The sequence below is a fragment of the Vibrio sp. S17_S38 genome (assembly GCF_014694375.1).
In the GTDB taxonomy this organism is placed as follows: domain Bacteria; phylum Pseudomonadota; class Gammaproteobacteria; order Enterobacterales; family Vibrionaceae; genus Vibrio.
The window spans coordinates 98,223-111,436 of record NZ_JAAUWW010000006.1 but is presented as its reverse complement, the minus strand read 5'-3'; the positions used below and the strand labels follow the sequence as shown (position 1 = coordinate 111,436).

Annotated in this window: 14 protein-coding genes; 6 read left to right on the top strand and 8 right to left on the bottom strand. The window is 39.2% G+C overall.

Annotated elements, in window-relative coordinates; genetic code table 11:
- Positions 1–123 precede the first annotated feature (123 nt).
- The 3 genes from HC725_RS06680 to HC725_RS06670 all read left to right on the top strand — a co-directional run bounded on the left by HC725_RS06680 (position 124) and on the right by HC725_RS06670 (position 2,626).
- Positions 124–888, top strand: coding sequence for a recombinase family protein (locus HC725_RS06680; protein WP_190331044.1), 765 nt, complete (start codon positions 124–126; stop codon positions 886–888).
- Positions 885–1,703 carry a siderophore-interacting protein gene (locus tag HC725_RS06675; protein ID WP_190331043.1) on the top strand — a complete coding sequence of 273 codons (819 nt, stop codon included), beginning with the start codon at positions 885–887 and terminating at the stop codon, positions 1,701–1,703. The genes HC725_RS06680 and HC725_RS06675 overlap by 4 nt, the downstream gene beginning before the upstream one ends.
- A 116-nt stretch (positions 1,704–1,819) precedes the next feature.
- Positions 1,820–2,626 carry a MetQ/NlpA family ABC transporter substrate-binding protein gene (locus HC725_RS06670; protein ID WP_190331042.1) on the top strand — a complete coding sequence of 269 codons (807 nt, stop codon included), beginning with the start codon at positions 1,820–1,822 and terminating at the stop codon, positions 2,624–2,626.
- Between the two features lie 106 nt (positions 2,627–2,732).
- On the opposite strand, the gene HC725_RS06665 is transcribed toward HC725_RS06670, so the two are convergent.
- On the bottom strand, positions 2,733–3,923 hold the full coding sequence (locus HC725_RS06665) for a cystathionine beta-lyase (RefSeq protein ID WP_190331041.1): 1,191 nt from the start codon (positions 3,921–3,923) through the stop codon (positions 2,733–2,735).
- A 45-nt stretch (positions 3,924–3,968) separates the two neighbouring features.
- Positions 3,969–5,423 (bottom strand): cardiolipin synthase, encoded by a 1,455-nt coding sequence (gene cls, locus HC725_RS06660; protein WP_190331040.1) that lies wholly within the window; start codon positions 5,421–5,423, stop codon positions 3,969–3,971.
- Positions 5,424–5,897: 474 nt separating this feature from the next.
- On the opposite strand from cls, the gene HC725_RS06655 reads away from it, so the two are divergent.
- The 3 genes from HC725_RS06655 (at position 5,898) to HC725_RS06645 (ending at position 8,963) form a co-directional block, all read left to right on the top strand.
- On the top strand, positions 5,898–7,061 hold the full coding sequence (locus HC725_RS06655; protein WP_190331105.1) for an amino acid permease: 1,164 nt from the start codon (positions 5,898–5,900) through the stop codon (positions 7,059–7,061).
- Between the two features lie 211 nt (positions 7,062–7,272).
- Positions 7,273–7,998: a TIGR01621 family pseudouridine synthase gene (locus HC725_RS06650; RefSeq protein ID WP_190331039.1), complete on the top strand. Its 726-nt coding sequence runs from the start codon at positions 7,273–7,275 to the stop codon at positions 7,996–7,998.
- 29 nt (positions 7,999–8,027) lie between these two features.
- The gene (locus HC725_RS06645) at positions 8,028–8,963 is read left to right on the top strand and encodes a class I SAM-dependent methyltransferase (protein ID WP_190331104.1); all 936 of its coding nucleotides are present in this window, start codon (positions 8,028–8,030) and stop codon (positions 8,961–8,963) included.
- Between the two features lie 123 nt (positions 8,964–9,086).
- Here HC725_RS06645 and gspS2 read toward each other — a convergent pair whose 3' ends face one another.
- The 6 genes from gspS2 to trpB all read right to left on the bottom strand — a co-directional run bounded on the left by gspS2 (position 9,087) and on the right by trpB (position 13,185).
- Positions 9,087–9,476: a type II secretion system pilot lipoprotein GspS-beta gene (gene gspS2 / locus HC725_RS06640; protein ID WP_190331038.1), complete on the bottom strand. Its 390-nt coding sequence runs from the start codon at positions 9,474–9,476 to the stop codon at positions 9,087–9,089.
- Positions 9,477–9,485: 9 nt separating this feature from the next.
- Positions 9,486–9,785, bottom strand: coding sequence for a YciI family protein (locus HC725_RS06635; RefSeq protein ID WP_190331037.1), 300 nt, complete (start codon positions 9,783–9,785; stop codon positions 9,486–9,488).
- A 165-nt stretch (positions 9,786–9,950) separates the two neighbouring features.
- A complete protein-coding gene (gene yciA, locus HC725_RS06630) occupies positions 9,951–10,361 on the bottom strand; it encodes an acyl-CoA thioester hydrolase YciA (protein ID WP_190331036.1) in 411 nt (136 codons plus the stop codon).
- Positions 10,362–10,474: 113 nt separating this feature from the next.
- Positions 10,475–11,014 carry a septation protein A gene (locus tag HC725_RS06625; RefSeq protein WP_190331035.1) on the bottom strand — a complete coding sequence of 180 codons (540 nt, stop codon included), beginning with the start codon at positions 11,012–11,014 and terminating at the stop codon, positions 10,475–10,477.
- 144 nt (positions 11,015–11,158) lie between these two features.
- Positions 11,159–11,977: a tryptophan synthase subunit alpha gene (trpA, locus tag HC725_RS06620; RefSeq protein ID WP_190331034.1), complete on the bottom strand. Its 819-nt coding sequence runs from the start codon at positions 11,975–11,977 to the stop codon at positions 11,159–11,161.
- The gene (gene trpB / locus HC725_RS06615; protein WP_190331033.1) at positions 11,977–13,185 is read right to left on the bottom strand and encodes a tryptophan synthase subunit beta; all 1,209 of its coding nucleotides are present in this window, start codon (positions 13,183–13,185) and stop codon (positions 11,977–11,979) included. Before trpB ends, trpA begins: the two co-directional genes overlap by 1 nt.
- Positions 13,186–13,214: the final 29 nt, after the last annotated feature.

Here is a 13,214-nt window from a genome sequence, read left to right as displayed (position 1 = left end):
ACCTTTTACTTATGAGCTATTATGCTTATTTTAAATTGAGCCACAACACTTATTGAGCTATCTCGATGGTAAAAGTCAAAAGAAAGTGTTCGCTCATCTTGTACTCCAACTGAAGGAATTAAAATGAACAACAATACTTATGGCTACATTCGAATCTCACCAAAAATGAAAGATGTTGATTCAAGAATTGAACAAATGCAGCAATATCAATCAGATTTAACCTTATTCAAAGAAACGGGTGTGAGAGGAAATGTTGTTTTACTTGAGCGACCTCAATATCAATTATTAGCTGAAAAGATGATAGCTGGTGATACGTTAGTGGTGTGGTGGTTGACGGAATTTAGTCGTCAATTTGATGATTGCTATAAAGCAATAGAAGGCTTACTCGATAAAGGCATTCAGATTAAGACCATCAATCAGCAGCTTTCTTTAACTCCAAATAGTGATAGTACACAAGCAGTATTACAAGTTTTGAAAGGATACGCAGATGCTGAAACACAACATCGTTTAATCGCGGCGGAATTTGGGCGCAGAGGGTTACGAATCGATAAAGCATTGTGGAAAGAAAAATTTCGAGGTCGTCGAGCGGATAAAGATCAGCATCAAAAAATTGTAACGTTATTATTAGAAGGAAAAACACTGCAAGCGGTCGCTGATGAAACAGGATCCAGTATTTCGACAGTGAAACGCGTGAAAGCAAAATATCGTGATGGTGATGAGCTTGGGCAAATGCGCGGTAAGGAATGCTCACATAAAGATCATCATGGTCGTAGACATCATCGCCAACATGAGGGGGATAATCGAGAACTAAAAGGTGGAAAACATCGTGTTAGATCTCAGGGAAATAAAAATTCACCAGCCAATCAGCAAGATAAGGAGTCAGAATGAAACCGAATCATAAGCCTAAAACAACGACAGTCATTGATACTTTTGCCTTAACACCGAATATGCAACGTATTGCGTTGCAAAGCGAAGAATTAAAGCAATTACAAGAGTCTGATTTGGGTGGTTACATCAAGTTGATTTTTCATCCTGAAGGCCATACCGATGTGAGTAATTTAGCCGATGGGGAACGTCCGATTATGCGGACTTATACCATCAGTGAGCTGGATGTTGAGCAAGGTAAGATCAGTGTCGATTTTGTTAAACATGAAGCTGAATACGCCGGCAATAATAGAAACCTGACAGTTCAAGATAAAGGCGGTTATGCCATCAATTGGGCGATGAAAGCTAAAGTTGGAGATCGTATTTCCATTGGTGGACCAGGAAATAGCCAAGATATTGAACTCAATGCGAAGCAGTTATTTTTAGTGGCGGATATGACTGCTATTCCTGCTTTAAGTGCAAAAATTAAAGCATTAAAATCGGATGTGGTTGGTGATGTTATTGTACAAATCACCTCGGAACAAGATATGCCAAATTGGACTTTGCCTCAGGGTATGGCATTACATAAAGTTATTGGACATGAGCCTAGTCAGTTGTCTGACTGCGTTATCAATATTGTATCTACAAATTCAGATATTGCTATTTGGTGTGCTTGTGAATTTACCGCAATGAAAACGATTCGAAGCCACTTTAATGATCATAATCTGATTCAGCGTCATAAAAGCTATTTCAGTAGTTATTGGAAGCAAGGTGTTACCGAAGATGGACATAAAGTGATTAAGCGAGAAGATGCTAAAGGTTTAACTACCTTGCTATAACTATTCGTTATGTGGCAGGTAAATAAAGTCATTTTGTTTATTCATACATTCAAGTATTATCTTTATTAGAAGTCTATACGGCTATTTTAGTGAGATTCTTAATTTAAAGGAATAAGATGATGTTGAAGAATAAAATGACACGATTACTTTGTGTTCTGCCGCTAGTTTTGGCTTTATCGGCTTGTGGTCAAAAAGAAGAAAGCCATATTATTAAAGTTGGCGCAACGGTTGGACCACATGCACAAGTGGTTGAAGCGGTTGCAGAAGAGGCGGCGAAACAAGGCTTAAAAGTCGAAGTTGTGACTTTTTCAGATTACATTACTCCTAATGCAGCCCTAGCAGATGGAAGCATTGATATTAATAGCTACCAACATCAACCGTTCTTAGATAACTACAATAACAATAATAAAGCGCAGCTTGTTTCGATTGGGCATTCTATTTTAATGCGTATGGGTATTTATTCGAAAAAATACCACTCTCTTGCTGAGTTGCCTGACAATGCAGAAATTACCATTCCAAATGATCCGACTAATAGTGGGCGTGGACTTTTACTACTGGCAGATGCAAAGTTAATCACTTTAAAACCAAATGTAGATGATAAAGCAACGGTGTACGATATTATCGATAACCCTAAACATCTTAAATTTATTGAAATGGATGCCGCTCAATTACCACGTACGCTAGATGATGTGGCAGCTTCTGCAATCACCATGAATTATGTAATGTCATCGGGCCTTGATCCTAAGAAAGAGGGAATTTATCTTGAACCTAAAGATACGAAACTTGCCGTAATGGTTATTGCCACCCGTGCCGCTGATAAAGACAAAGAATCGTATAAAAAGTTTGTTGAGATTTATCACTCACAGCCTATCCGTGACTTTATACAAAAAACGTTTAAAGGCACGATTGAACCTGCATTCTAGAATATTTTTAAATTTTAATATTGGGTATAAAGAAAAACGGTCAGCTATAATAGCTGGCCGTTTTTTTCATGATTAATGCGTGGTAATGAAGACGTTGTTATTGGTCTTAGTTATTCAATACAGCATTATAAGCGGTAAACCCACGCTCTAAATCTTCAATTAGGTCTTCTACATTTTCTAAGCCAATATGCACTCGAAAGAGAGTCCCTGTAAAATGAGGGTTTGCGACGGTGCGCATGTTATCAAAGCTGCTTGGTTCATTGGCTAGGATTAGACTTTCATAGCCACCCCATGAATAACCCATGCTGAAATGTTCAACCGTATCTAAGAAAGCCGTGGTAGCTTCTTTATTGCTGCTTGTTAATACGAATGAAAATAGACCATTACCACCTGTGAAATCTCGCTTATAAAACTCATGGCCAGGGCAAGATTCAAAAGCGGGGTGGCGAATATGGTCGACTTCAGAGCGAGCTTCAAGCCATTTTGCAATCGCTAGGCTGCTTTGTTCGTGTTGCTTTAATCGGACACTTAACGTACGTAATCCACGTAATCCAGTATAAGCATCATCAGGCGAAACACACTGTCCGAGCAAATAGCTTTGTTCGCGTAATTGTGGCCAATGTTTTTCGTTCGCTACTGCAGTGCCGAGCATGACATCAGAATGGCCAACAATGTATTTAGTCGCGGCTTGAATGGAGACATCAACACCATGTTTAAATGGTGAGAAGTTCACACCTGCCGCCCAGGTATTATCTAGCATGACGATGATATTTTGCTCATGGGCAATACGAGAAAGGGTTGGAATATCTTGAATCTCCATGGTGTAAGAACCAGGAGACTCAGTAAATAAAATTTTGGTATTTGGACGAATTAACTCACGGATATCTTCACCAATTGTTGGCTCATAATAAGTGGTTTCAATGCCCATTTTCTTGAGAATAATATTACAAAAATCGCGAGTTGGTTCATAACAGGTATCGACCATTAGAATATGGTCGCCATGTTCAACGAAAGATAAAATAGAATTTGTGATTGCCGCTGCGCCACAAGGATAAAGGGCACAACCAGCGCCACCTTCAATTTCGACCATCGCTTCTTGAAATGCAAAGTGGGTTTCCGTACCACGACGGCCATAAAATAAGGTATGACCTTGTCGTTTCATTGTGGCTGCATTTTTTTCCGCAACAGTATTAAAAACAACCGTTGATGCACGTTGAATTGGTGGGTTAACCACACCATGAGTCCATTTTTTATTGCGTCCTGCGGTGACTAGTTTAGTTTCATACTTCTTGGTCATCTTACTTCCTTTTAATTCTGTTGTTTGAGTCTGGTGATGATTTAATTAAAGCAATGGATTAAAGAGATAAAACAACCTTTCTAGCATTCGATGGAAAAGGCTACGGTTTTGCCATTCTATTGGATCAATGCTGTTTGATTGTTCTATATAGGTTTCTTGAACCCAATACAATTCTTTCGTGAACTCATTGTCATCAATCACAAGTGTTAATTCAAAATTCAGCCATAAGCTTCTCATATCAAGATTTACACTACCAATTAAGCAGTTTTGTTGATCGATGACAACTGATTTAGTATGCAATAAACCGCCATTAAATTGATAAATTTTCACACCTGCATCAAGTAACTCGCTGAAAAAAGATTTAGATGCCCAGTTGACCAAAATCGAGTCATTTTTCTTCGGCAAGATTAATTCGACGGTGACTCCTCGATAAGCGGTCGTTTTGATTACTTGGAGAAGATTATCACTCGGTACAAAATAGGGGGTCGTGATCCTCACGGATTCTTTCGCTTGGCTAATAGCAATGGTTAACACTTGCTGAATCAGATTCTCTGGCATGCCAGGGCCTGAAGGGACGACTTGAATAGGGTGTAATGCTCCATTAGTTTCAATGCTGCATACTGGAATACTTGGTAAATGACGCTCTCCTGTTTCAACTTCCCAATCCCAAGCATGTATCGCAGCAAGGACATTAACCGTTGGGCCAGTCACTCTTACCATCACATCAATCCATTGGCCAAAACCAGCATCTTGTTTGAAATATAAAGGATCAACCATGTTCATCGAACCGGTGTAGGCAATTTCATCGTCAATTGTGATGATTTTTCGGTGTAAGCGTAAATCAAGGCGACGAAAGAACATCCTGAAAGCATTTACTTCTAATGCTTGAAGGATATGGATACCAGATTCTTTCATTAAACGGTGCCAGTGGCTGCGAAAGAATTTAGGGCTTCCAGCTGAGTCGATTAAGATCTGGATCTGGACACCGCGTTTTGCCGCTTGAATTAATGCAGTATTCACTAAGTCGATCAGCCCACCATTTTCCCAAATATAAAATTCAATCCGAATATTTTCTTGAGCGCTTTCGATGTCATTAATAATGGAATATAAAATTTTCTCTGGTGTATCTTGCAGCGAAAGTGTATTGCCACATAGCGCAGGGATAGCCGTACGGTGAGTGCATAAATCGTGGATTTGAGATAATTGTAGGTTAAGCAAGTTAGGTTGATGCGCTTGGCATTCATGGAGCTGGGTAAACCATTCACCGTAAGGTTCAAACATTTTTTGTGAACGTTCAGCTCTTTTACGGCCAAGATTTAGCTCACCAAAAAGGAAATAGCAAATCACGCCAACAAAAGGAATGATGTAGATGATCATCAGCCACGCTAAAGAGACGCTAACGGCTCTACGTTTCACAACGACGCGTATTGTCACACCTGCGACAAGTAACCAATAGCCAATGACACCCGCTAAGGCAATAATTTGATAAAGTTTTTCCATGAACTCGCATCGTAAATAGAATAGAAACAATCGTCGATACTAGCATTAATTAGTACTGGATTTGAAAGCTTTCTGCTGTTGTTGAGAATAAATTATTATTATGTCTGCTGGGATCAAATTTGGCACCTAAACACCTTTTATTATCAAGATGTTTTTTTAAGCGAGGATAATAAACGATTATCTTATTCGCCCCTTGAATGTTGATGGTGTTTTACTCTAATTGTATCTATACGTTTATATCGATATAGCTGCATTTTTAAAAGAAAATAATAAATTATGCTGCTTTGACTTTAAATTTATCGCCTAACCTGCTTTACTGACGCTCTTTTTTTCGTTTTCATGGCCATTTTACTTAGAATTATTGTAAAACCATGTCTGTGATGACGGTAACCTTTTGATATTAAAGTATGAATAGAGCCTCTGAGCTTTTATTGTGCTTTTTAGATAATGATGTAAAGGATCAATCTTGTGAATATGAAGTTATTCGGTAGCTCTTTAATTCTAGCGGGTACCGCATTAGGAGCCGGAATGTTAGCCATTCCTATGGTATTGGCGCAATTTGGTTTCTTATGGAGCTTAGCGTTGATGGTTTTCATCTTTTTGGGAACCACTTATGCTTCTTTATTGCTAGCGGAAGTATGCACTAAAACCGAAGATAATGGTGGTCTTAGCACCGTTGCTTTTGCCACGCTTGGGACGAAAGGCAAATATGCAATGAATCTCTTTTTCTATTTGCTATTACTTTGCATTATTGTTGCGTATATTTTGGGGTTAGGCGACTTATTCCATAAGCTGCTACTCGCGGTGGGCTTTGATGCTCCCCAACCTGTTTGTTATTCCGTATTCAGTTTATTGATGGGTGTGATTGTTGTATTAGGTAAAAGCTACATCGATAAATTAAATCGAGTTCTGTTTATTTTAATGATTGTGATGCTATGTGTGGTAATTATCAGCTTGTTTTCTGATCTACACTTTGACTATTTATTACAATCGGCTGATGTTTCAATGCGTGATGTGGTTAAATACAGTACGGTTATATTTACCAGCTTTGCTTCTATGGTCGTGATTCCATCGTTGGTTTCATATAATCATGAAGCTTCAGCTAAACAAATTCGCAATATGATTTTATTAGGTTCGGTGATCCCACTAATTTGCTACTTGACCTGGTTGGTTGCGATTATTGGTAATTTAGGTACAGATCAAATTAGCCAATTTAATAATATCTCTGAGTTAATTACAGCATTTAGTGGGCATTCAAGCATACTGAAAACAGTCATTTCTGTATTTTCTGCACTAGCCTTGATAACCTCATTTTTAGGTGTGTCGATGGCGCTGTTTGATCAAAATAAAGATGCAATTTTAAATAATAATGCATTGAGCTTTGGTTTGACGTTTGTTTTGCCATTATTTTTTGCCGCATTATTTTCTGACCAATTTATTAGTATGCTTGATTACGCCGGAATGGTATTGGTCTTCTTGGCTATTTGGGGCCCATTAGCGATGGTGATAAGTGCACGTAGATCAACCTTCCAACTGGTAAAAGGTGTCGATTCATACACAGCAGAAGGTGGTATATTAATGTTGGCTGTGACTTTCTTATTTGGTGCATTTATTTTTGTTTCTTGGTTTACCCAATAAGCATATACCCAAAGAAACTGAAGTTTCAGTAAGGCAGCAAGCCAACGAAGCAAACGAACTGCAGCTTGAAGTAAGACAGGTATAAATAGATTCGAATATGATATTGATTAAGCAGTGCTGAATTATTTTGGTACTGCTTTTTTATTGATTATCGATAGATGAAGATAAGTTATACTTCAGCCAGAATGAAAATAGATACATTTGGAATAATATGTTTGATGTTGTAATGGAAAAACCGGACTTTTTGGTGATTAACAAACACCCTAATGTGAGTGTGCACAAAGATGATGGCGATACATCGCTACTTATCGAAGTTTCAAAAAAAACAGGACATGATGATCTGTTTTTAGTCCATCGATTAGATAAAATGACGTCTGGCTTATTATTACTTGCTAAAAATAAGTCGGCTGCGAGTGAGTTATCCCAGAAGTTTGCTCATCGTGAAGTGACGAAGTTTTATCTCGCTATTGGGGTTAAAAAGCCGAAGAAGAAGCAAGGATTAGTGTCTGGTGATATGGAGCGTTCACGACGTTCTAGTTGGAAATTGACGCTAGGACAAACGAACCCTGCACAAACACAGTTTTTATCTGTTGCTGGTGAGCAAGGTGAGCGTATTTTTATGTGTAAACCTAGAACAGGCAAAACTCATCAAATTCGAGTAGCGTTGAACTCTATTGGTTCTTCTATTGTAGGCGATCCTATATATACGCCCTCAAGTATTGCTGATAGGGGGTATTTGCATGCTTATGTTTTACAGTTTCAGTATCACGATGAAACGGTTAGTGTTCGTTGTGATCCTTCCGATTTTCGATGGAATCAACAGGGAAATATGGGCGAAAAATGGCAAAGTGATGCGGTAAAGCAGGCGTTGTTAAGTTGGCAAAAACCTTGTGAGTTAAATTGGCCAATTATAAAAAACCAGTCATTAAACGAATGAACAGTAATCAAGAAAAAGTGAACTTAACTATGCAAGCCACAGCGTTACCTAAATTTTTTTTCGAACTCGACAAAACTCTTTCTGACTGCAAAATGGAAGTGCGCCGTTTATTTCATGGTCGTGGTCAGTGTTGGGCAGGATTGGAACAGCTAACGGCCGATTGGCTTGGACAGCAATTAATTATCAGCTTATTTAAGCCGGTAGATGATGAGTTTCTAAAAGAACTGAAACAAGGGTTGTTAGATTTTACTCAGTCAACTATTTGGCAGCAGTCGGAAGGAAAAGCTATTGGGTTGCAGCACCGATATGAACATGGAGCACCGTTCGAGCTTCTATTTGGTGAAATCGACACGCATCCGATTGGCATCGAAAATGGTTTGAAATACCAACTTGATGTCGGTAAAAATCAAAATTCTGGCCTTTTTTTAGATATGCGTTTAGGTCGTGAGTGGGTGCGAAACGAATCTCAAGGGAAGTCAGTCTTAAATTTGTTTTCGTATACGTGTGCTTTTTCTGTTGTTGCCATTGAAGGTGGTGCAACGAGTGTGGTAAATGTCGATATGGCAAAAGGGGCGTTAAGTCGAGGTCGGGATAATCATCGATTGAACGGACATGATCTATCAAAAATTAGTTTTCTAGGGCATGATATTTTGCGATCATTTGGCAAAATCACAAAATATGGGCCTTATGATTTGATTGTGATTGATCCACCGAGTTTTCAAAAAGGCAGTTTCGCTTTAACTAAAGATTATAAAAAAGTCCTACGTCGTTTACCTAGCTTGTTGAAGGAGAAAGGGACTGTGCTAGCTTGTGTTAATTCGCCTGCGGTCACACAAGATTTTTTAATTGATTCGATGGCTGAAGAGGCACCAGATCTTAATTATCAACAACGTTTGGATAATCCAGTTGAGTTTGCTGATATCGATGAACAAGCAAGTTTGAAGGCGTTGGTCTTCACACGATAACCACTTTAGCTAGCCAATATATAACAACTCAAATTAAACGCTAGATATCAAAACGGCCAGTTTAACCTATGTGAACTAGAGGTTAAATTGGCCGTTTTTGCGATTATTGTTCTTTAGATATTTCTATTCTTCTTTTTCTAGCGCTTCACAAGCTTCTTTGGAGGCGACTTCTTCGCTAATCAATTTACCGCGCTCACTGCGTAGTATTAATTTATAAATGACCCCTTGGTCTAATACGGCACGCACTTCTTTATCACTACAATAATAACGAATACTGGCATCAATCAAGGCACTTGGCGCGATTTTACCGGTATCGTTGTAGATCATCAACAACTCAACGGTGTGATCTTTTGCTTGGGCGCTCATGATGTGTAATGGGCCGGATTCATAGGGAAGACTGGATTCTAAAACGGCTGCTCGGTGGTCAGCCATAATGGAAACCTGATCGGTTGAGCTACAACCAAATAAAGTTGATGTAGTGAGTATGGTCAATAATACGGCTTTAATTTTCATAAAAACTCTTTATGGAAGGACTTTTTTAAATGGCTTGACGGTGACATGAGCATAAACACCTGCCGCAACGTAAGGATCATTATCTGCCCACGTTTGTGCTTCTTCTAAAGAATTGAAATCAGCAATAACAGTTGAACCGGTAAAGCCTGCATCGCCCGGGTTTTCTGAGTCTATAGCGGGCATAGGTCCGGCAACGAGTAGGCGGCCTTCATCTTTTAATGTATTTAATCGCTCTAAGTGTTTATCTCTAACACTCATGCGTTTTTCGAGAGAATTTTCAACGTCTTGAGAAAAAATAACATACCACATTGATAATAGTCCTTTATTGTATTGAAACTAACAGTAGTTTTTAGATTATTGTTGTACTGAATGAATAGCTTAATATACGCTGCTAAAAAAAATAAGGCTACCATTTGACCGTAAAAGCCATATTGGTAGCCTATTTTATGCGCTTGGAAACACACTTAGTATTGGTTACTTTGCTTCAGCCTGAGGGCGTACTGCACAAGGACGACCGTTGGCATCAATAGCAACATAATTAAAAGTGGCTTCACAGACTTTATTCTTCGCGCCGACACCTTCAATGCTCACCGATTTTACCCAAACCTCTAAAGCAATCGACATTGATGTATTACCAACCTTAATACAATCGCCATAACAGCAGACGACATCTCCAACTGCAACGGGTTGTTTGAAGGTAATACTAGAAACCGAAACTGTTACCACGCGGCTGTTGGCTATTTCTTTAGCCAAAATCGCTCCAGCTAGATCGAGTTGGGACATGATCCAGCCACCAAAAATATCACCATTAGCATTGGTGTCTGCTGGCATGGCTAAAGTACGAAGGATCATTGAGCCTTTTGGTGTGTCTAATTCAGTGTTCATTGCTTCTTCCTAAACATTGCTTCTTCCTAAAGATTATCTAGGAAGAAAATTAAATCGCCACAGTTAAGTGGCGATTCAGTATGGAGTAGAGATCTAATTATAGATACAGGGGGTTATTTTTCTTTAGTTTCTTTTGGCATGTATTTATAGATATAAACACCGGTTAATAACGTATAGGCAAAAGTGGCGATTAATAAACCAAAGACTTTAAAGTTAACCCAGACATCCAACGGTAATTTATAAGCAACATAAATATTGATAACCGCGCATAGTGCAAAAAATATCACCCATGCAATATTGACACGTTTCCAAATGGTGTCGGGTAAAGTAATTTCTTTACCAAGCATGCCTTTAATAACTGGTTTACCAATATAATCTGAGACTAATAAACCAATAGAGAATAATGCATAGATAATGGTCACTTTCCATTTAATGAAGTTATCATCGTGGAAAAATAGTGTCATACCACCAAAAATGGCCACCATTAAAAAAGTAATAATTTGCATTTTTTCTACTTTCTTATAAAGGAAGTAGGTCACAGTCACTTGTACGGCGGTAGCCGCAATTAATGCACCCGTGGCGACATAAATGTCATAACTTTTGTAGAGAAAGAAAAAAATAACCAGTGGAATAAAATCAATAAATTGCTTCATGCTGTCTTTTATCTGTTATCAATGATGGGGCTCAGTCTAACCAATTTCATTTAAATGAAAACCGTTTAGAGATACTTTGCTACAAAAAAGGAGCAAAGATGCTCCTTTTGTCTGTCTAGTAGGCAGTATTTCCTCTTATTGGCATTACTTTTGTGTCGCAGCTTTCATTCCGGAAACAAAGATGGCAAGTTTTTTCAGCATGGTTTCTGGATCTTCTTTATTGGCTTCGATGATTTTTACTACCGCTGAACCAGAAATTGCACCCGCAGCACCTGCGATAATAGCCTCATGGACTTGTGATGGCTCTGAAATACCAAATCCAAGTAATGCAGGAGGTGCGTTAAATTGGCTTAATCTATCGAGCAAGGCATGAACCGGCATCTTAGCTTTGGTTTCTGCGCCAGTGACACCTGAACGAGAAAGCAAATAAGTATAGCCACCACCTAAACTTGATACTTGTTCTAAGGTTTTATCGTCGGCTGTAGGTGGAGCGATAAAAATAGGATGAATGCCATGAGCTTTGGCTGCTTGATTAAACGGCGCACTTTCACCGGTTGGTACATCCGCGATTAAGACTGAGTCAACTCCAGCTTGCTGGCAACGAGAATAAAAATCATCAATACCACGAGCAAAGACTAAGTTTGCATAAACGAGTAAACCAATTGGCATATCTGGGTATTCACGGCGGATTTGAGTAATAATATCAAAGCAGGTGTCAGGTGTTGTTCCTGAATCTAATGCGCGAATATTTGCCCCTTGAATTGTTGGTCCATCAGCAAGTGGATCGGAGAATGGGAAACCAAGCTCTAATGCATCTGCACCGGATTTAATTAAGGTATGAATAATCTCTAATGATAGCTCTGGGTTTGGATCGCCAATCGTAACAAAGGGAACAAATGCACCTTGTTTTTTCTCTTCGAGTGAACTGAATAGTGATTTATAGCGTTGTGTTAATATTGTCATTATAAAGCTCCTCCTTTTTCTTCTAATAACCGATCTTCCAATAACTTGTGCACAGTAAAAATATCTTTATCACCACGCCCAGAAAGGTTTACGACTAGGAGTTGTTCTTTTTTCGGATCTTCGTAAGCCATCTTTAAAGCATAAGCAAGAGCATGAGAAGACTCAAGTGCTGGAATAATGCCTTCGTGTAGCGCAAGATTTTGGAATGCATCTAGTGCTTCATCATCGGTGATCGAAACATATTGTGCACGACCAGTGGCATTTAGATGTGCGTGTTGTGGGCCAACCGATGGGAAGTCTAACCCTGCGGAAACAGAGTAAGATTCTTCAATTTGACCAAAGCTATCTTGCATTAACGGCGATTTCATACCAAAGAAAATCCCAGTTTTACCATGTTTAAGTGGTGCGCCATGTTGGTCAGTATCGATACCTAAACCCGCGGGCTCAACACCGATTAAACCAACTTCTGTATCCGGAATAAAATCAGCAAACATACCGATGGCATTAGAACCGCCACCAACACAAGCAATGACAGCATCTGGCAGACGGCCTTCACGCGCAAGAATTTGGTTTTTGGTTTCTTCACCAATCATGCGTTGGAATTCACGCACTATGGTAGGAAATGGATGAGGACCAGCTGCTGTCCCTAAAAGATAATGGGCATCTTCATAAGTGGCGGACCAGTCACGTAACGCTTCATTGCATGCATCTTTTAGTGTGGCTGAACCTGAATGGACTGGAATAACTTCTGCGCCCATTAATTTCATGCGAAATACGTTAGGGCTTTGGCGTTCAACATCTTTTGCTCCCATGTAGACGCGACATTTTAAATCGAGTAATGCACAAGCTAATGCAGTTGCAACGCCATGCTGCCCAGCGCCAGTTTCCGCTATAATTTCTTTTTTACCCATACGTTTAGCGAGAAGGGCTTGACCTAATACTTGGTTGGTTTTGTGTGCACCGCCATGAAGTAAATCTTCACGTTTTAAGTACAATTTCGTTTTTGTACCTTTTGTCATATTACGGCACAAAGTCAATGCAGTCGGGCGACCTGCATATTCTTGTAATAACCCCATGAACTCGGCTTGGAATTCATCATCTTCTTGTGCGTCAATAAACGCTTGCTCAAGTTGATCAAGTGCAGGCACTAAAATTTGTGGTACATATTGACCACCAAACTCACCAAAATACGGGTCTAACTTAGGCATACAATAATCCTTTCTGTTGGCGATTAACG